The 18,494-nt window shown below is 66.5% G+C and carries 18 protein-coding genes and 1 pseudogene; 9 read left to right on the top strand and 10 right to left on the bottom strand.

Annotated features, from left to right (window positions below; translation table 11 throughout):
* Positions 1 to 87: 87 nt before the first annotated feature.
* Complete coding sequence (locus TX79_RS18020) at positions 88 to 324, bottom strand: hypothetical protein (RefSeq protein ID WP_049929037.1); 237 nt, start codon at positions 322 to 324, stop codon at positions 88 to 90.
* Between the two features lie 205 nt (positions 325 to 529).
* Between TX79_RS18020 and TX79_RS18015 the strand changes: the two genes are divergently transcribed.
* Complete coding sequence (locus TX79_RS18015) at positions 530 to 1,321, top strand: sensor domain-containing protein (protein WP_049929036.1); 792 nt, start codon at positions 530 to 532, stop codon at positions 1,319 to 1,321.
* A 21-nt stretch (positions 1,322 to 1,342) separates the two neighbouring features.
* Here TX79_RS18015 and TX79_RS18010 read toward each other — a convergent pair whose 3' ends face one another.
* Positions 1,343 to 2,503 carry a nicotinate phosphoribosyltransferase gene (locus TX79_RS18010; RefSeq protein ID WP_049929034.1) on the bottom strand — a complete coding sequence of 387 codons (1,161 nt, stop codon included), beginning with the start codon at positions 2,501 to 2,503 and terminating at the stop codon, positions 1,343 to 1,345.
* 61 nt (positions 2,504 to 2,564) lie between these two features.
* Positions 2,565 to 4,259, bottom strand: a complete 1,695-nt coding sequence (locus TX79_RS18005) for an Hvo_1808 family surface protein (RefSeq protein ID WP_081655641.1) — start codon at positions 4,257 to 4,259, stop codon at positions 2,565 to 2,567.
* Between the two features lie 157 nt (positions 4,260 to 4,416).
* Here TX79_RS18005 and TX79_RS18000 point away from each other — a divergent pair, with 157 nt between their 5' ends.
* The 3 genes from TX79_RS18000 (at position 4,417) to TX79_RS17990 (ending at position 5,746) form a co-directional block, all read left to right on the top strand.
* The gene (locus tag TX79_RS18000; RefSeq protein WP_049929032.1) at positions 4,417 to 4,989 is read left to right on the top strand and encodes a cysteine hydrolase family protein; all 573 of its coding nucleotides are present in this window, start codon (positions 4,417 to 4,419) and stop codon (positions 4,987 to 4,989) included.
* Positions 4,990 to 5,097: 108 nt separating this feature from the next.
* Positions 5,098 to 5,265, top strand: a complete 168-nt coding sequence (locus TX79_RS17995; RefSeq protein WP_154660588.1) for a hypothetical protein — start codon at positions 5,098 to 5,100, stop codon at positions 5,263 to 5,265.
* A 145-nt stretch (positions 5,266 to 5,410) separates the two neighbouring features.
* Positions 5,411 to 5,746, top strand: a complete 336-nt coding sequence (locus TX79_RS17990; protein WP_049929030.1) for a DUF5789 family protein — start codon at positions 5,411 to 5,413, stop codon at positions 5,744 to 5,746.
* A 157-nt stretch (positions 5,747 to 5,903) separates the two neighbouring features.
* Here TX79_RS17990 and TX79_RS17985 read toward each other — a convergent pair whose 3' ends face one another.
* On the bottom strand, positions 5,904 to 7,670 hold the full coding sequence (locus TX79_RS17985) for an excinuclease ABC subunit C (protein ID WP_049929029.1): 1,767 nt from the start codon (positions 7,668 to 7,670) through the stop codon (positions 5,904 to 5,906).
* Positions 7,671 to 7,738: 68 nt separating this feature from the next.
* Positions 7,739 to 9,229, bottom strand: coding sequence for a hypothetical protein (locus TX79_RS17980; RefSeq protein ID WP_049929028.1), 1,491 nt, complete (start codon positions 9,227 to 9,229; stop codon positions 7,739 to 7,741).
* A gap of 114 nt (positions 9,230 to 9,343) precedes the next feature.
* Between TX79_RS17980 and TX79_RS17975 the strand changes: the two genes are divergently transcribed.
* From TX79_RS17975 to TX79_RS17965, 3 genes are all read left to right on the top strand, one after another.
* Complete coding sequence (locus TX79_RS17975) at positions 9,344 to 9,613, top strand: hypothetical protein (protein WP_049929027.1); 270 nt, start codon at positions 9,344 to 9,346, stop codon at positions 9,611 to 9,613.
* A 47-nt stretch (positions 9,614 to 9,660) separates the two neighbouring features.
* Positions 9,661 to 10,644, top strand: a complete 984-nt coding sequence (locus tag TX79_RS17970) for an ArsA family ATPase (protein WP_049929026.1) — start codon at positions 9,661 to 9,663, stop codon at positions 10,642 to 10,644.
* A gap of 221 nt (positions 10,645 to 10,865) precedes the next feature.
* Complete coding sequence (locus TX79_RS17965) at positions 10,866 to 11,054, top strand: hypothetical protein (RefSeq protein WP_049929024.1); 189 nt, start codon at positions 10,866 to 10,868, stop codon at positions 11,052 to 11,054.
* Between the two features lie 39 nt (positions 11,055 to 11,093).
* Here the strand turns inward: TX79_RS17965 and ligA are convergent, their stop codons facing one another.
* The 5 genes and pseudogenes from ligA to TX79_RS17950 all read right to left on the bottom strand — a co-directional run bounded on the left by ligA (position 11,094) and on the right by TX79_RS17950 (position 16,003).
* Positions 11,094 to 13,187 carry an NAD-dependent DNA ligase LigA gene (gene ligA / locus TX79_RS17960; protein WP_049929023.1) on the bottom strand — a complete coding sequence of 698 codons (2,094 nt, stop codon included), beginning with the start codon at positions 13,185 to 13,187 and terminating at the stop codon, positions 11,094 to 11,096.
* 919 nt (positions 13,188 to 14,106) lie between these two features.
* The gene (locus TX79_RS19485) at positions 14,107 to 14,265 is read right to left on the bottom strand and encodes a hypothetical protein (RefSeq protein ID WP_154660587.1); all 159 of its coding nucleotides are present in this window, start codon (positions 14,263 to 14,265) and stop codon (positions 14,107 to 14,109) included.
* A gap of 94 nt (positions 14,266 to 14,359) precedes the next feature.
* Positions 14,360 to 14,524 (bottom strand): annotated as a pseudogene (locus TX79_RS19125) (selenium-binding protein); the annotation flags it as partial.
* A 35-nt stretch (positions 14,525 to 14,559) separates the two neighbouring features.
* Entirely contained in the window at positions 14,560 to 15,105 is a 546-nt protein-coding gene (locus tag TX79_RS17955) for a hypothetical protein (protein ID WP_049929021.1), read from the bottom strand.
* A 511-nt stretch (positions 15,106 to 15,616) separates the two neighbouring features.
* A complete protein-coding gene (locus TX79_RS17950; protein WP_049929020.1) occupies positions 15,617 to 16,003 on the bottom strand; it encodes a 2Fe-2S iron-sulfur cluster-binding protein in 387 nt (128 codons plus the stop codon).
* Positions 16,004 to 16,159: 156 nt separating this feature from the next.
* Between TX79_RS17950 and rio1 the strand changes: the two genes are divergently transcribed.
* Positions 16,160 to 17,026, top strand: a complete 867-nt coding sequence (gene rio1, locus TX79_RS17945; protein WP_049929019.1) for a serine/threonine-protein kinase Rio1 — start codon at positions 16,160 to 16,162, stop codon at positions 17,024 to 17,026.
* Positions 17,027 to 17,237: 211 nt separating this feature from the next.
* On the top strand, positions 17,238 to 18,491 hold the full coding sequence (locus TX79_RS17940) for a tryptophan--tRNA ligase (RefSeq protein WP_049929018.1): 1,254 nt from the start codon (positions 17,238 to 17,240) through the stop codon (positions 18,489 to 18,491).
* Positions 18,492 to 18,494 lie beyond the last annotated feature (3 nt).

The following is an 18,494-nucleotide window of genomic DNA, read 5'->3' as shown; positions in this document are numbered from 1 at the left end:
GATCGAGGCGAGAGCGGTGCCTGACAGCCCTCGAGTCGCCGCCGAAATGTGAATATCGATGTGATTCTTCTCTCCGACGGGGGTGTCTTACACCATATTTTTTAGCACATCTATGTTTCTCGGCTTTGTGAAGGTGTAGGTGAAAGAAAATGCGGAGGCGGATACAAATGCATGCTCGAATGGAATGACACCAATAACCCACATGAGCATCACAGCCACGAAAGGGATTACGAAGTCGTAAATCAGGTAAACTACTGGGTACTCCTGGCCAATATCGTCTAACCACTCGACGCCTTCTTCGATTCCGCTGTTTTCTTCAGGCATCACGGGATTCAATCATCGTCTCCTTTTTTCCTCGACCCCTGGTACCACGAATTGGTGATCTGTACGGAACGGTCGGGGATAAATTGGGGGATTTGCTAGCGCATAATGGGACCAATATCGTCGCCACGCTCGAGAGAGCCACGTACAAAGCCGAGGTGTCCTCGCCACGCTTATGTCGGTCGGCTGCGGGCGTTTCGACGTACCTGTGGAATCCGAACGCGACGCCTCCAGACTCAGCGGCGGCGGTGGACGGCTCCTGCTGTCGACGATCGGTCGATCGATACGCCCGCAGAGCTGGCTGCACCTCCTCTATCTCCTGCTCGCGATTCCGCTCGGCGTCCTCTATCCGGTCATGTTGATCGGCGGCCTCACGCTCGGACTCGTGCTCTCGGTCGTCCTGGTCGGCGTCCCCATTCTGCTGTCCGTGCTGGGGACCGCCCACGTCCTCGCCGCGTTCGAACGGGCGACCGCACGCCGACTCCTCGGCGTCGAGATCCCCTCCCCCGGCTACCCGTTCCTCGAGCCGGACGACGAGCGCGAGCGGCTCCGCGCGCTCGTGTTCGGGATCGGGACGTACATGGTGCTGTGCTTTCTCGCCACGAAAGCGCTCGTCGGAGCCGTCGCGCTGGCCCTGGTCTCGACGCTGCTGGCCGGCAGCGTGGGACTGCTGGCGGCACCGCTGTACTACGACCGGACGGCCCACCTCGCGGACGCGCTCGGGGAACCGGTCGGCGTCGTGCTGTTCGATATCGCGTGGAACCAGCTGCTCGTCGGCCTCGAGGCCGCAGTGAGAGTCGTCGCGTCGGCGGGCACGTCGCTGCCGCGAGCGGCCGGGCTCTCACTCGTCGGTCTGCTGGTGCTGGTCGTCTCGCTGCAGGTCTGTAACGCCGTTGCACGACTGGTCGGCCAGTTCAGTCGCGTGTTCCTGGGTCCGTTCGGATCGACGCCCGGGGCAGCAGCTGACGAGACCGATCGACGGGCGAACGGACGCCAGTAAGTCGAGAAGAAGCGTCGTCGATCAGCCCCAGCTGTCGTCGAAGCCGACCGCCTCGGCGTCGGCCAGACAGCGCTCGCGCGCTTCCTCGAGGTCGAACTCGCGGACGACCTCGCCGTCGCGGACCAGCGGCTCGAGCAGGTTCCGTCCGTCGTCGGGTCCGTCGCGGTCGGCGAGGGCGACGTGGTGACCGCCGTCGGGCGTGCGATACACCTCCTTGACCCCCGAGAGCTTGCCCCGTTTGGAGGTGGGGTCGCCCTCGAGTTCGACGATGTCGAGGCTGAAGTCGATCGGCGAACGGTTGGTGACGTGTCCCCCGACGCCGAAGCCGTCGGCGACGTCCCGCAGGGTCCGAAGCTCTTCCGGGCCGAGACCGCCGCTGCAGAAGATGTCGACGTCCTCGTGGCCGCGTGCGTCCAGTTCCCAGCGAACCTCGCGGATGATGTGCCGGAAATCGCCCCGGCGCGAACTCGTCGTGTCGATGCGGACGCCGTCCAGATCCTCGCCGAGCGTCTCCGCGGCCAGCAGGCTCTCGCTTTTCTCGTCCCAGAAGGTGTCGACCAGCGCGATGCGGGGGGTCTCCTCGGGCGCGGCCTCGTCGAACGCCCGCCAGGCCTCGGCCTGGTTTCCCTCGCCGAAACAGAACATGAGCGCGTGGGGCATCGTCCCGCTTGGCTCCTGCTCGAGCAGCTCACCCGCGGCGACGTGGGAGAAGCCGTCCAGGCCGGCCAGCAGCGACGCTCGCTCGACGACCGAGGAGATCGAGGGATGGACGTGTCGGGCACCGAAGGAGAGCACGAGCGACTCCGGCGCGGCCAGTCGCGCCTCGAGCGCGGCGGTCGCGAAGCCGCTTGGCTGTGAGAGCAGGCCGAGCAGGGCCGTCTCGAGTTCCGCGAACGCGAGGTACGGCCCCTCGATGCGCAAGACGGGGCCGCCGTCGAACAGCTGACCGTCGGGCAAGGCGTCGACGTCGACGGACCGGCCCTCGAACAGCCGGGCGACCGATTCGACGCCGGTGAACACCTCGAAGGCACCGGTCGGGAACTGGTCGGCGGTCACCTCGGCGACGACGCGGGGGTTCTTCCCCGCGTGCTCGAGCGTCGCCCGGGTGCGCTCGAAGTAGGCGTCCGTCGCTGACCCCTCGAGGATCGCCTCGTCGGGGACGGTACCGAACGGAGTTGACATATCTTCGATTTCCCGCCGACGAGGAAAAAGCTACTCGTCTCGGTCGTCGCCCGCGAACGGCTCAGCGATCCGCCGAGCGTCCCCCGCGGCCGCCGCGGAAGACCACGAACGCTGCTGCGGTACCCAGCACGACGCCGGCGGTGAGCACGATCGAGCCCGGAGTGCCGATGGCGTCGCCGTCCTCTGCTGTGTCTGTTGCCGCGTCGTCATCGTCGGCCGTGTCGCTCTCGTCGGACTCTCCGTCCGCGTGCGTCTCGGCGTCGGCGTCGATCTCGGCGACGGTGTCCGAACCCGTCGGGCCGACGCCCTCGTGGACGGCCTCGAGGTCGTCGACCGACGGTGCGCGGACGATCGTCACCGTCTCGTCCTCGTACTCGATGGCGTAGGCCCCGGGGTAGTCCTCCTCGATCACGTAGGTGTCCTCGCGATCGTCGACCGCGTCAGCATCGTGGATGTCGAGCAACTCGAGGTAGCCGTCGACGAACTCCGCGGCCTCTGCCTCGCTCGTCCACTCGGATTGCCAGACGTAGCCGGCGTGGTCGAGCGCGTCGCGGGTCGTCTCGGCCGCGGCCGCGTCCTCGTGGACGTACGTGACGAGTTCGTCACCGGCCCAGCCGTCCGTGTAGGGGTGGTCGTAGTCGGTACTCAGGTCCGGGTTGACCAGCGCCGACTCGTCGATCACCGACGGCTTGGTGGGATCCAGCGCGCCGGCGGCGAGCATCGAGACCATCCCGACCTCGCCGGCCGTCTCGGTCGCGACCTCGCCGTCGATCTCGAACTGCTGCCACTCGGCGCTCGAGCGGTCCGCGACGTCGACGTCGACCGGCTCGCGCTCCTCGCCGGGCCGGATCACTTCGGAGCTGCTCGCCGGCGGATCGTCGTAGGCGGCGTCGACTGCCTCCCAGCCGCCGGTCTCACGGAGGTAGTCGACGTAGTCCGGACCCGCCTCATAAGGGTGGGTAACGATCAGCATCATCCCCCAGTTGACCCCGGTCGGCGTCTGGGGCGTGGTCGTTGGCTCGAGACAGTCCCACTCGCTGGCACAGCGCTGGGCGTACTCGTTCTCGACGGCGGTGGCGTCGCCCTCGATCAGCCCGTTTTTCGCGGCGTCCTCGTCGATCGTCTCGCGGTCGAAGCTCCCGAGGTCGAAATGTTGGTCCTGCAGCGCGTGGTGGAGTTCGTGGCCGAGGATGACCTCGTCGGTCTCGGGCGTCTCGGGGTTCTCCGAGACGAGGACGATCTCCTCGGTCGCGGGATCGTAGTACCCGCCGACGGCGTCGCCGTAGAGGGCTTCGACCTCGTCCTCGGCGTCGGTGTCCCGATCGACCATAAAGAGCGCCTCGAAGTTGACGTTCTCCTGGAGGCGCTCGTCGCGACTCAGGTTCGCGAAGAGAGCGTCGTCCTCCTCCTGGAACTCCTCGCGAGAGACCACGTCGACGGGAACCGCCCGTTCGAAGGTGAGCCCGCGGACCTGCTCGACGCGGGCCATCGAGCGGTAGACGGCCGGCTCGAGTTCGCTCTCCTCGAGGACGGCACCGTCGCGGTCGTCTACGGGCAGTTCGTCGTCGTACCAGTACCCCTCGACGTAGCCGACGGTCTCGCTCGTGGAGGGCTCGTCGGGCCGGTGGTCGGACCCGACGTTCGCGTCACCGACCGGGCCGAGCGAGAGCGCCGTTCCGACGACCGCACCGCCGAGGAGGGCGACCACGGCGACCGCGAGAACGCCAGCGAGAACCTGTCTCCGACTGCGTTGCATGTTCGTGACTGCCAACCAGTAGGGGTGGCACACCAAAAAGATCGGTGATCCAACAGCCGGGCGGTACCGGATCGCGACCCGCAGACACCGTTCCCGACTGCGGACCGCGTGTGGGGGCGTCACGAACGTTTTTACGATCCAGCCCGAACCCTCGCGTATGAATCTCGAGCCCGAACAGACGGCGGTGGTGGTGGTGGACATGCAAAACGGCTTCTGTCACCCCGACGGTTCGCTGTACGCGCCCGGCAGCGAGGACGTGATCGACCCGATCGGCGACCTGGTCGCGCGGGCCGACGCGGCGGGGGCGTCGATCGTCTACACGCGGGACGTCCACCCACCCGAACAGTTCGAGGACGCCTACTATTACGACGAGTTCGAGCAGTGGGGCGAACACGTCCTCGAGGGCTCCTGGGAGGCCGAGGTCGTCGAGGAACTGCCGGTCGAGGACGCCGATCACGTCGTCGAGAAACACACCTACGACGCGTTCCAGAAGACGGAGTTCGAGGGGTGGCTGAACGCCCGCGGCATCCGCGATCTGGTGTTCTGCGGCACGCTCGCGAACGTCTGCGTGCTCCACACCGCGGGCAGCGCCGGCCTGCGGGACTTCAGGCCGATCCTCGTCGAGGACTGCATCGGCTACATCGAGGAGGACCACCGCGAGTACGCCCTGGATCACGCCGACTGGCTGTTCGGCGAGGTGGCGACGAGCGACGACCTCGCGTTCGCCTGATCGCTGCCGGACGCGGGACTGCGACCGCACGCGATGGAGGGCGGGCGGACCGACAACCGGGCCGACTCGAGCGGACAGGTTTTTGTCGCGTCCGCCGAAGGCCGCGGTATGGATCGGGACCGGCTGCGGTACATGTACGTCGTCGGCATCGCGCTCTGTACGATCGCGCTGGGGTCGGCCGCGACGGCCGGCGACTACCTGATCGCCGGCACCTTCGGGGTCGTCATCGCCTACCTCGGCGTCCGCTACTGGATGGTCGCGACGGGGAAGTTCTGAGAACCGCCACGGGAGTCATCGACGGCGGTCGTTCGTGCTCGACGTACGCGGATCACCTGATCAGTAGCACCGTTCGGAGTCCACGAGAGGAGACCAGACCACCGAGCGCCCAAGCGTTATTCCGCTCGCTCCCGTAGAGCGGAGGATGGCAGACACCAAAAAGGGTCGAGACAAGCAAGCCGACGACGAAGAGCGACGCCAACGAGAGCGGGAACTTCAGGAGGCGATCGACCGAACCGACGAAGCCGAGCCGGAACGCGACGACACTGGCGAGGAACTCGGCGGCCTCGACGAGGCGCTCGAAACCCACGAGTATCCGACGACGACGGAGGAACTGGTGACGGCCTACGGCGACCGAGAGGTAGAAACACAGGGAGGGTGGGAGTCCATCGACGACGTGCTCGCCCCGATCGACGACGAAACGTACGACTCCGCCGACGAGGTCCGAAACCGGATACAGGGACTGATCCATCGCGGATGAGAGCGGCCCGATCGATCACTGTCGTATCCGTATTTCGAGGTCACTGGTCCCGATACGGATAGCCGCTGTATTCACAACATCGGTACTGCCGACGTTCGGTCGCAGGTCGGTTCCCCGTTCGACGACAGCTTCGATCCGGGGCGAGAATCTATCCGCGTCAAAGCCGTGATTTGAGCGTCTCGGCGGTCTTCTCGCCGACGCCCGGCACGCTCCGGAGGTCCTCGAGGCTGGCCTCGCGGACGTTCTCGACGCTGCCGAACCGGCCCAGGAGCCGTTTGCGGGTCTCGGGGCCGACGCCCGGAACGTCGTCCAGCACGGTCTTGACCTCGTCGCGGACGGTCTGGTGGTACTGCACCGCGAAGCGGTGGGCCTCGTCGCGCACCCGCTGGCAGAGGTGGAGGTGTGGCGCGTCGTCCGGCCACCGGAACTCCCGGTCGGGCGTGACGACCCGTTCCTCGGCCTTCGCGAGCGCGATGGCGGGCACGTCCCAGCCCACGTCCGCGAGCGCGTCCCGGGCCGCCTCGAGTTGTCCCTCGCCGCCGTCGATCAACAGCAGGTCGGGGTCGGGCCGGTCGTCCCGGCCCTCGACGGCGCGGCTGGCGCGCCACTCGATCAGGGCGCGCATGTTGTCGTAGTCGTCGTTCTGGTCGGTGAGCTTCTTCCGGCGATAATCGGCCTTCTCGGCGGTGCCGTCCACGAACGTCACGTTACTACCGACCGCGGACTTCCCCTGCGCGTGGCTGACGTCGAACCCCTCGATCCGGCGGGCCGAATCGATCCCGAGCGCGTCGGCGAGCATGCCACACTCGTCGCGTCCGCCGACGTTGCGCCGGGCGTTTTTCAGTGCGAGGTCGACGAGTTTGGCCTCCCGCCCCGCGCCGGGCACGCGCACCGAGACGCCCTCGGCCTCGAGCCAGGCCGCCACCTCGTCGTCGCCGTGGCGTTCGGGCAGCAAGAGGGCGTCGGGCAACTCGCGCTCGGCGTAATACTGCACGATGAAGGCCGCGAGCACGGCGGGCACGCCGCCCGCTTCCGCCTCGACGCCGGTGGCGTCCTCGACGCTCGCCCCGGGTGCCTCGAGCGTGTGTCGGTCCCGGTCGACGAGTTTGCCGTCCTCGGCGCGCAGGCGGGCGACGGTCGCGTCGCCGCCCTCGATAGCGGCCCCGAGGACGTCGACGGCGCGCTCGTCGCTCACCGCCTGGACGGCCTCCCCGCCCTCGCCGTGGAAGGCCTCGACGGTCTCGAGACGGTCCCGGAGGTTGGCGGCGCGCTCGAAGTTCTTGTCCTGTGCGGCGGCCTCCATCTCCCGGCGCAGCGGGTCCGCGAGGATGCCCGTCTCGCCCTCGAGGAATCGCTCGACGGCGGTGACGTCCTCGGCGTAGCTCTCGAGGTCGATCTCGCCGGTGCAGGGGGCCGTGCAGAGGCCCATCTCGTAGTCGAGACAGGGTCTCTCCCGGTCGGCGTACTTGTGATCCGAACAGCCCCGGACGCCGTAGGTCTCCCGCAGCGCCTTCACGACCGTCTCGACGGTCCCCTTGTTCGTGTAGGGGCCGAACACCGTCGCGGACTCGTCGGGATCGCGCGTGATCTCGATCTGCGGGGCCTCGTGCTCGGTCAACTGCACCATCGGATACGATTTGTCGTCCTTCAGTCGAACGTTGTACTGGGGCTGGTGGCGCTTGATCAGGTTCGCCTCGAGCAACAGCGCCTGGGTCTCGGTGTCGGTGACCGCGATCTCGATCTCGTCGGCCCGGTCGACCATCCGCCGAATGCGAGCGCTACGAGGATCGGCGTACGAGGCCACCCGGTCCCGGAGGTCGACCGCCTTCCCGACGTACAGCGTCGTTCCGTCGTCCCGGAACTGGTAGACGCCGGGCTCCCGCGGCAACGATCGTGCGCGTTCGCGAACCCCCTCGGCGTTCATCAGCGGGCCTAGGGAGTCAGCGACTTTGAGCCTGACGTACCGGGTACCAGTCCCTCCCCTCGAGGACCTTACCCGCCTTCGGAATCGCCGGACGTTCCCTCGTCGCCTACGTCGGTTTCGGGACTCCCATCGTCGATGGTATCCTCGTCGTCCTCGTCCGCATCTTCGATCGCCTCGTCCGGATCTTCGGTTGCCTCGTCCGCATCGCTCGACTCCGCGAGGTCGATCCGATCCGCGTCGCCGTCGCCATCGTCCGCCGACAGCTCACCGCCCTCCGAATCGGCTGGACCGTCGCCGTCGGGTTCGTCCGTCGAATCGGTGCTCGCCGACTCCTCGACCGGACCGACCGTCTCGACGGTGAACTCGTCCGGCCCGAGCGTGACCTCGTCGACCGTGCTCGTCTCGTCGAAGGGACCGTCCTCGAGCGACTCGAATTCGTCGTCCGCCTCCGCGTCGAACGGGTCATCAGTCCCCGTCTCGAACCCGTCGTCGGCGGCCGACTCTCCGAACGGATTGCGTGGATCGGTGTCGGCTGGCCAGTCGTCCTCGAGCGTGTCTCCGAACCCGTCGTCCTGACCGTCGAACGGGTCGGTGGCCGCCTCGGGGTCGTCCCTCTCGCTGAACGGGTCAGTCGTCTCCTCGCGATCGTCTCGATCGTCGAACGGGTCGGAAGTCTCCCCGTCGAACGACGGCTGTTCGGACGCCCGTGGCCCGACCGCGTCCGCCCGACCGTCGGTGGCGAAACCGCCCGGCGAGTCCTCGGTATCGACGCCCGAAGCCGTCCGTTGCTCGCCGCCGCGGTCGGCAGTGGTCGGACCCTCCGCATTCGACGAGTCGAGGCGGTCGCCCCGCGAGACGACCGGATCGTCGGATCGCGACCCGATTCCGTCGGGATCGAACCGACCCGAACCGATGGGGTCCGGACTCGAATCGTCGGCTCCGCGGTCGGTCGCGTCGCTGTGCAGTCCCGCTCCGACGGCCGTCCCACCAGGACCGCCCGGCTGAATTGCGTCCTCGAGGTCGTAGACGACCCCCTGTGCGGTCCGCTCGAGCGGGAGTTCGACGGTCTCGTCGCCGTGGACCTCGATCACCAGTCGCCGCGAGCGCGAGACGACGTAGCGAACGAGCAAGACGACGGCCACCAGGAGCAAGACGAGGCTGAACGCCGCGATCGAGAGATCGATCAGCGTCAGCAGCGTCTCGAGTGCGCCGAAAACGTCGCCAGTTGGATCGCCGCCGGGGACCTCGCCCGTCCCGCCGTCGATCCGGAGCCCTGGAACGAGGTCGGCGACGCTAAACAGCGTCGCGGCGAGCGCGCCGCCGACGCCGAGCAGGCCGAGGATCGTCGCCCAGACGAGGTGCCGAAGCCGGCCGCGGGACTCGACGCCGACCGATCCGACGTTCGGGCGGTCGACCTCCCGAAATCGCGGATTGCCGTCGGGCCTGAAGACGAGAACCCGGTGGCTCGTGACGACGACCGTCGCCGGCCCGACCGACACCCGTTGCCGTTCGGTCTCCCCGTCGTAGAGCAACTGGTCGACGCGCTGGGTCCACTCCATCGGTCCTCACTGTACCACGGACGTACAAGTACGTCGTGGTCGCCGGACTGTCCGTCGTGGTCGTTTCACCGCCGATCCGGTACGTTCTCGGTCGTCGATACCCTATCGACGTCCATGTCAGACTCGACGGTTCGGTGCTGGCTCGTCGAACGGGACGTCGATACGCGAAACACAGTGACGATGGTCTACGCGACCACGGACGGCTCTCGCTACCAGCAACGACAGCGCTCGTCGGTGGCGCTTCGCACCGGATCAGCCGTGACGGCCGCGGTCGACGTTCCGGAAGAGGACCTGAGCCCCGTCTCGGACGAGGAAACCAGGGAGCGCTACGCGTCGGAGGCCCAGCGAACCGCCGAGCAGTACGATCCCGACGAGGAGATCTGACGCAGACGCGTCGAAAGCTTAGGGCCTCGGCGTGGTACGCGCGGTCGATGACCAGATGCCTGTTCTACGGCGGCAAGGGCGGCGTCGGCAAGACGACCTGTGCGGCGGCGACCGCCGTCGGCCTCGCCGCGGCGGGCCGGCGAACCCTCGTCGTCTCGACCGATCCCGCTCACTCGCTGTCGGATTCGCTCGAGGCCGATCTCGGGCCGGAGCCGCGGCAACTCGGGACCGGTTCCGATGCCGTCGCCACCGACGACACCGACGGCGGCCTCTGGGCCGTCGAGATCGACCCCGACGCACGGGCGGACCGGTACGAAAACCTGGCACGAGCACTCGCGACGGACCTCCGCAGTGCCGGCATTCGACTGGACGACGAGGAGGTCCGCCGGCTGTTCGCCTCGGGCGCACCGGCCGGCAGCGACGAAATCGCCGCGCTGGACCTGCTCGTCGAGTACGTCGACGAGGGCGACTGGGACGTCGTCGTCTTCGACACCGCGCCGACGGGTCATACCCTCCGGCTGTTCGACATGCCCGAGGTGATGGGACTGGCCCTCGAGACCGCCCAGTCGCTGCGCGGCCAGGCCAGGCGGATCGGCAACGCCGCCCGGACCGCCGTCCTCGGTCCGATGTCGATGCTCGGAACCGGGAGCGACGACGAAGAAGAGAGCCTCGAGGCGTTTCGCGACCGCCTCGAGCGCGCTCGCGACCTGTTGATCGATCCCGAGCGCACCGAGTTTCGCGTCGTTCTCCTCCCCGAGGGGATGGCCATCGCCGAGTCCGAACGCCTCGTCGAGACGCTCCGGGAGGCCGAGGTTCGGGTCAACCGACTCGTGGTGAATCGGGTCTTCGAGGACCCCGAGGAGGGGTGTTCGCGCTGTCGGTCACGGCACGAGCGACACCTCGAGCGGGTCGCGGAGATCCGGGAGACGTTTCCCGACCTCGAGGTCGTGACGCTGCCCGAACGGGAGGGCGAGGTGCAGGGGCTCGAGTCGCTGGCGGCGGTCGCGGACCGACTGCCCGCCGAGGCGTGAGAGCGATCGGAGCGACCGTCGCCAACTCGAGACATACCTGCTCGTCGTCTCTACCACCCCACCGTTTCCGACGAGTGAACGTTGTCGCTGATACGAGTGCGAGCGTCTGTCGCTGTTCCCGCCGAGATTGAGAGCGAACGACGTCGACACGAGCGCCTCTAGTGACGCCACGAGGCGCGGCGGACGTTACTCTTTAGTTGTTGTGCGTTCAACACTTTTGTATGACGTACTCCATCGGTCGAGACTCGGCCTCGATCGGAACCGCGGTCGGACTCGCCGTCGTGCTCGTCGCGATCGTCGGGACCCAGTTCCTCGGCTGGGAGTGGGGCGACGGTCGATTCCTGCCGACGATGATCGGCATCGTCGCCGCCGTAATCGCCGTCGTCCTGCTCCTCAATCGACGCGGCTGAGTCGGTCGCGCGGAACAGCCGCCACCGAGACCGAGACGGTCACTCGAGGTCGACCCCGTACTCCGCCAGCAGTTCCCGGAACTCGTCCTCGTCGACCATCGGGACGTCGTTCGCCGCGGCGTCGTCGCGTTTCGTCTGTCCCGGGTTCTCGCCGACCACGAGGTAGTCCGTGTTCCCCGAGACGCTGCTCGTCGCCGACCCGCCGTGGGCCTCGACGGTCTCCTGGGCCTCGCCGCGAGTGACGCCCTCGAGCGACCCCGTGAAGACGAAGGTCAGCCCCTCGAGTTCGTCGCCGCCGGACTCGAGGGCCGACTCCTGGGGCGAGACGTGCTCGAGGATGGCGTCGACCGCCTCGGCGTTGGCCTCGCTGGTGAAGAACTCGTGGATCTGGTCGGCGACGGTCTCGCCCACGTCGTCGACCTCCTCGAGCCGTTCGGGTTCGTTCTCGGCGGCTTCGCGGAACGCCTCGAACGTGCCGAACTCGCGGGCGAGTTCGCGGGCCGTCGTCGGCCCGACGTGGGGAATCCCGAGCGCCGAGAGGAAGTCCGAAAGCGGCGGTTCGCGGCTCTCCTCGAGTTCGTGCAACAGGTTCTCGGCGCTCGTCGCGCCCCAGCCCTCGAGCGCAGTGAGGTCCTCGCGCTCGAGTTCGTAGAGGTCCGCAACGGACTCGAGCAGGCCGGCATCGACAAGCTGCCGGACGCTCTTCTCACCCAGCCCCTCGAGGTCGAGGCCGTCGTCGCCGGCGTAGTACTCGATCGACCGTCGAAGCTGCGCGTCGCAGGCGAGCCCGCCGGTACAGAAGGCGATGGGACCGTCGCGCTCGACGGCGCTGCCACAGACGGGACAGTGATCGGGGAGTTCGTAGTGGCTCTCGGGTTCGTTCTCCGCCCCCTTTTCGACGACCTCCTCGACGTAGGGGATGACGTCGCCCGCGCGCTGGACGCGGACCGTGTCGCCGACGTCGACGTTCTTCTCGGCGATCTCCTCGGGGTTGTGCAGGCTCGCCCGTGAGACCGTCACGCCGCCGACGTCGACCGGCTCGAGGAGGGCGACGGGCGTCAGCCGGCCCGTGCGACCGACCTGGACGGCGACGTCGACGATCGGCGTCACCTCCGCGCGAGCCGGGAACTTGTAGGCGAAGGCGTAGCGGTCGTGACGCGCCGTCCGGCCGAGTTCCTCGCGGGCCTCGCGATCGTCGACCTTGATCACGGTGCCGTCGATCTCGTAGTTCAGGTCGTCCCGCAGCTCGAGCATCCGGTCGCGGTAGTCGATCGCCGCGTCGATATCCGCCGCGCGCTCGACGTGCTCGGTCACCCGGAGTCCCCACTCGGGGAAGCGCTCGAGCGCGTCGCTGTGGGAGTCGAACGGCTCGCTGGACTCGAGGACGTCGAAGTAAAAGACCTGCAGCGGCCGTTCGGCGACGACCGAGGGATCGAGCTGTCGGATCGTGCCCGCGGTCGCGTTCCGGGGATTGGCGAACGGCTCCTCGCCGCGTTCGATCCGCTCGCGGTTGTGTTCCTGGAAGGCGTCTTTCGGCATGTAGACCTCGCCCCGCACGGCGAGGAAGTCGGGGTGGTCGCCGTGGAGTTGCTGGGGCACCGAGCCGATGGTGCGGGCGTTCCGGGTCACGTCGTCGCCCTCGCGGCCGTCGCCGCGGGTGACCGCGCGCTCGAGGGAGCCGTCCTCGTAGACGAACTCCATCGAGACGCCGTCGAACTTGGGCTCGCAGACGTAGTCGACCGCGCCGACTTCGCGGCGCACGCGGTCGTCGAACTCGCGGACGTCCGTCTCCTCGCCGCTCTGGTCGATCGAGAGCATCGGCGCGACGTGTTCGACCGTCTCGAAGGCGTCGATCGGTTCGCCGCCGACGCTCCGGGTGGGGCTGTCCGGATGCGAGAGGTCGAAGGCGTCCTCGAGGGCCTGCAGTCGGGAGAAGAGCGCGTCGTAGGTCCGGTCGGCGATAATGGGATCGTTCTCGACGTAGTACCGGCGGTCGTGCTCGCGGATCGCCTCGCGGAGCAACTCAACTTGCTCGCGGGCGTCCTCCGCCGAGAGCTCCTCGACCGGTTGGAAGTCGGTCGGCGGCTCCCGGAGATACGGGTTCTCGTCCGCGTCCTCGTGGGTGAGCGACATTCGTTGCTCGAGAGTTTCGTCGCGGCCCCGTTAACGTTACTGGGGTTAGCCAGTCGCCCGCGGCGGACGGCCCCGAGCCGTCGAATCCGCGTCGATCGGGAACGGGGGGATTCGACACCGGAACGACCTGCCTTCGGCGATTCCCAGTACGCTGGAGCCGGTTGGTCCGTTTATTATAACTCCCCGCCAAACGTCGGGTGCGGTCGCGCAGAGACCGCACGCCCCGACCGATCATCGCTACCCACCGCCGACTCGGCAGTCCACAGGCACCCGATCACGTACCTTCCCGCCCGCCTCCGTTTCCCTGCCCGTTCGGGTCGACTCCCTCCGTTTTCCGCTGCGAACGCCGGCGGCTACTCGACGGACGCGAGTGTACCCGTCGTCACGAACCGCTCGTAATCGTGCCACCAGCGTTACAGACGAGGTCGTTACTCCTTGATCGGCTGCTGTGAGATCGTCCATCACCGCGTTATTTCTTTTTCGACCAGAGTTCCCGTCGCTACGTCCACTCGGCATCGCGCTCCAATCGGGTTTACAACCCAAATTCCACCGTTCTCTTTGGACAAATCCACGTATGGCTGGTCTGCAGTTGGATCGTCACTGATCGGTTCTATTTCCCAAAGCCGGGCTCCGTTTTCCGAGACTCCGATGACGTTCCGATTATCTATCGTTCCGGTCGGGACGTCGAGTAGCACCACGACTACGTCGTTAACTCGAGTCGCTTCCTTTACAGGATGTCGGAGGCTAACCGTCGTATCCTCGATCGTCAACGTTCTTCCATCATATCTTACAGTGGTCATACATATCTACCTCTTGTTTCGTCAGCAGGAGTCTCAGCAGTTTAGAGTAGATCATCGTTCAGTCGGTTAGCAAGTTCAATCTCCGGCCGATCCACTCGTTCATCCTGCGTCGGCATCGTTCACTCTTCACAACAGCCATCATTCGTTTCGGTATCTTCTTCAGACCCCAGGTCTTTTTTGGCGGATTCAATGGAATCTCGTTGTCCTTTTACCGTTTCTTCGAGTACATCTGTCGGTTCGGGCTCACGTTCATCGTTTGGTTGATCGTCGTCAGTCATAGATCAAATAGCTGCTCGTATTGGTGTTCGAGGTTCCCCGAGATGTCCGTCCCGACTCGTTCCATTGCGAAGAGTTCCGCTAGAAACTCGTATGGATGTCCGTCGGCAAGGCGGGCACGGGCATGTCCCAGTCGGGATGCTCGCGGTCTTCGAAGTCGATGCCCGTCTCGGCGCGGTACTCGCTGGATTTTTCGTTTCGCCAGAAGTGGAATACGTTTGACGACAGCACCGCACCCACGTAACCGTCGGTCGATTCGGGGTCGACATCGATACTCCGTCGTACTCGAGAACGACTCACTCGTCGACGTTCTCGAGCGCCGTTTCGAGCGCGGAGAGTTTTTCTTCGAATTCTTCGAGGTACTCGTGACCGAACTCGATCGGATACCCAGAAATTTCGTCGAAATATGCGCTTGTGGCTCGCAGGACTTCGGAGCAGAACTCCGCCGCCGTGACAACGTACCCGCGAGCACTTTCGGGGTCGGGAAGAACGTCACCGGCAGGTTTCGAATCGGTCGAAATTCGATACGCGATCCTGAGGTGTGTCTCCGTGAGCATCTCGAAGACGAATTCGTTGACTGTGCCGCTAAATCGACAGGTAACAGGTTCGTACATCGCGAGTTTCCCTCGGGCGATCCGCGTCGTCTTCGACAGCAGGTCGATGAATTCAGTGTGGAGGTACTCGCCCGCATACTCGGGCTTCCACCGGAGCGGAGATTCGAACGCGGCTTCGTTTCCGTATCGGTTGATGCGGCGGCCGTCGACATCGATCCGATATCCGCCTCTGATGTCCTCGGTATCAATGACTTCGTCCGCGATCTCGTAGCTGATCCTGACAGACATGGTAGATACACCTCACGTGACCAGTTTCGTAGGGAAGGCTGATCGGACGACTCCGAGCGTCGGATTCCGACGACTGACCACTACCGTACTGCTGGAACTCGAAACCATCGTACATCAGTTCTCCCCTGTCTGTTCCGTGGTGGCCGTTTCCGATCGGGAACTCGATTACCGATATCATTTCGTCGTACGTCAACTCGCCGGGAAATATTGTCGTTTCAGAATCCGTCTGTGGGTCGTGCGACGTTGGCCACTCGTCTTCATCGGTATGGGCCCTCGAGCGACCGCTGGATAAGCGCTCGTAGTCGAAGTCGTTCGTCGGTACCGTCGCCTCGCACGTATTCTACCCTCCAGTACATCGATAGCGCCCGAACGGCTGCAGCAACCGGTTCTCGTTCGACCGATACGGGACGGTTGGCTGCGGAGACTGAGCAGCCTCGAGACGATCGATCGACCGAATGCCGCCCGATCGGCATGGAGCTCGTTTCAGTTGGTGCTATCGCTTCGCGGACTCTCAGCTCCAGGGACTATCACCGACTTCCGAGCGCACCTGTGGACCGACCCTGACGTGGCAGTCGGCTCGCGGCACGGCGATACACAGCAGGACGTAGCCGTCGGCCTGCTCGTCGTCGGTCAGCGCCGCGGGTGACCGCCGGTAGGTGAACGCGTCCGCGGAGGAAGGCCGTGCCGACCCGTCGGCCCCGTCGGTATCGGAATCATCGTCCGTACCTTCGACCTCGAGCACCTGGCCGACACAGGTGATACAGGTCCCCTTTCGGCAGTCGTACGGCAATCGGACGCCGGTCCGCTGGGCCGCCTCGAGCACCGACTCCCGCGGGGAGACCGTCACGGTCTCCGTGCGGCCGTCGCGCCACTCGAGGGTGATCTCGTGGTCGGTCATCGTACCCGGCTCCGAGTCGGTCGATCGGACGGTCCTGACATGGTCCGCGGCTACGGGACGCAGCGAAATAAGCCTGCAGCCGTGGGGCGCGTCCGTTGCGTCGGGACGTGAACCGTACCCAGTCTTTACCCGCTCGCACCCCGTAGGCGCGGGTAGATGGGAGAGGGAGAATTCGGACTCGTGGACCTCGAGGAGGCCGAGACGCCCGGCGACGAGTGGGAGGAGATCGACGTCTCGGACACCGAGGCCGACCGCATCGCCCGCAAGCGCGACCGCGAGTTCAACCAGTTCCAGGAGCGGATCAAGGACGCCGACCAGTTCAAGGTCGAGCAGTCGGTGTTCGACGACGCCACCTTCGCGGCGCTGTACAAACTTGTGCAGGACGGCTACGTCGAGGCCTTCGGCGGCCCGCTGTCGACGGGCAAGGAGGCCAACGTCTACCACGCGCTGGGCGACGACCGCGAGGTCGCGGTCAAAGTGTACCGGATCAACGCCTCGAACTTCCGGCAGATGCGCGACTACCTCGAGGGCGACCCCCGGTTCGAGGGCCTCGGTGGGAAGAAGAAAGACGTCGTCCTCGCCTGGACGAAGAAGGAACTCGCAAATCTCCGCCGGGCGAAGAAGGCCGGCGTCCGCGTCCCGGAACCGATCGCGTCCGAGCGCAACGTCCTCGTGATGGAGTACATCGGCAACGAGGACGGCCGCGCCAAGCGCCTGGGCGAGGTCCAGATAGAGAACCCCCAGACGGCCTACGAGGTCATGCGCGAGTACATGCGCCGCCTCTACTCGGCGGGAATCGTCCACGGCGACCTGAGCGAGTACAACGTCGTCTTCGACGAGGGCCAACTCGTGATCATCGACCTCGGGCAGGCCGTGACGGTACACCACCCCAACAGCCGCGACTTCTTAGAGCGCGACTGTGAGAACGTCGCGAGTTTCTTCGCCCGGCAGGGTCTCGAGACCGACGCCGACGAGTTGCTCGAGTTCGTCACCGAGGCCGAACCGGACCCGTCGCGGGACTGAGCCGACGGTAACGCTCTTGTCGCAGGAGTTCCAACGGCCGCGTACGATGTCGGCCGCTCTCGAGCGCCGGTGGCGCTGGCAGCCCCCCTCGAGAGCGGACAGTGTCGTCGCGGCGGGCGACGCGGCCTAACCCGTCGGTCGTGGCGACGGGCGCTCCCTTCGTTCTCGCGGCTCGAGGTCTCGCTCGAGAGCCACCCAGCGATCCAGACGAATGTCCGACGACACGACCAACGACACCGACGCAGGCAGTACCGATTCGACGACCGACGATCGCAACGGCCCCGACGTGCACCGCGATGATGGCGAGGAGTTCGTCGTCACCCCCTACGCCGTCGAAGGCGAGGTCGACTACGGGAAACTCCTCGAGCGCTTCGGCGCGGAACCCCTCACCGACGGGCAGATCGACCGCTTCCCCGACCACCCGCTGCTCCGGCGGCGGACGTTCTACGCCGGGCGTGACGTGGATCGCTACCTCGAGGCCGCCGCGGCCGGCGACCCGCACGCGCTCGTCACCGGCCGCGGCCCCTCCGGACCGATGCACCTCGGGCACGTCCTGCCGCTGTACCTCGCGAAGCGGTTCCAGGAGGCGACGGGCGCGACCGTCTACGTGCCGCTCTCGGACGACGAGAAGTTCCTCGCGAAAGACCAGTCGTTCGCGTCGATCGGCGCGCACACCCGCGAGAACCTCCGGGACGTGCTCGCGGTGGGCTTCGATCCCGGGCGGACGCGGATCGTCGTCGACACCGCCGACGCTGACGTGATCTATCCGCTCGCGGTCCGCCTCGCGAACCACCTCACGCCCGCGACCGTCGAGGCCGTCTACGGCGAGCAGGATACCGTCGGCCTGCAGTTCTACCCCGCCGTGCAGGCGACCCACCTGCTGCTCCCGCAACTCGTCGGAGGGCGTCAGCCGACGCTGGTCCCCATCGCCGTCGATCAGGACCCGCACGTCCGGGTCTGTCGCGACGTCGCGGCGAAGGAGGCCCTGCCGGTCGAGAAACCCGGCGCTCTGCTCGGGCGATTCCTCCCGAGTCTCGAGGGGCCGGGCAAGATGAGTTCCTCCGGCGACGCGCCGTCGATCGAACTCACTGACGACCCGGAGACCGTTGCCGAGACGATCCGCGAACACGCCTACACGGGCGGTCGCGCCAGCCTCGAGGCCCACCGCGAGCACGGCGGCGATCCGTCCGTCGACGTCCCCTTCCAGTATCTGCGCTTTTTCTTCGAGGAAGACGACGACCGCCTCGAGCGCATCGCCGCCGACTACCGGTCGGGCGACCTGCTCAGCGGCGAACTGAAGGAACTCGCGATCGAACGCATTACCGACTTCCTCGCCGAGCACCAGCGTCGCCGCGACGCGCTGGGCGATCTCGAGGCGGAACTCGAGCCCTACCGGCTCACGGACGGCGAGCGACGGCGGGCGCTCGAACGTGCGGGCGTACCGTCGCTCGAGCGCCGAGACTGAACC

The sequence above is a fragment of the Halopiger goleimassiliensis genome (genome assembly GCF_000455345.1).
Classification (GTDB): Archaea; Halobacteriota; Halobacteria; order Halobacteriales; family Natrialbaceae; genus Halopiger_A; species Halopiger_A goleimassiliensis.
This window is presented reverse-complemented; position numbering and strand designations above follow the sequence as displayed.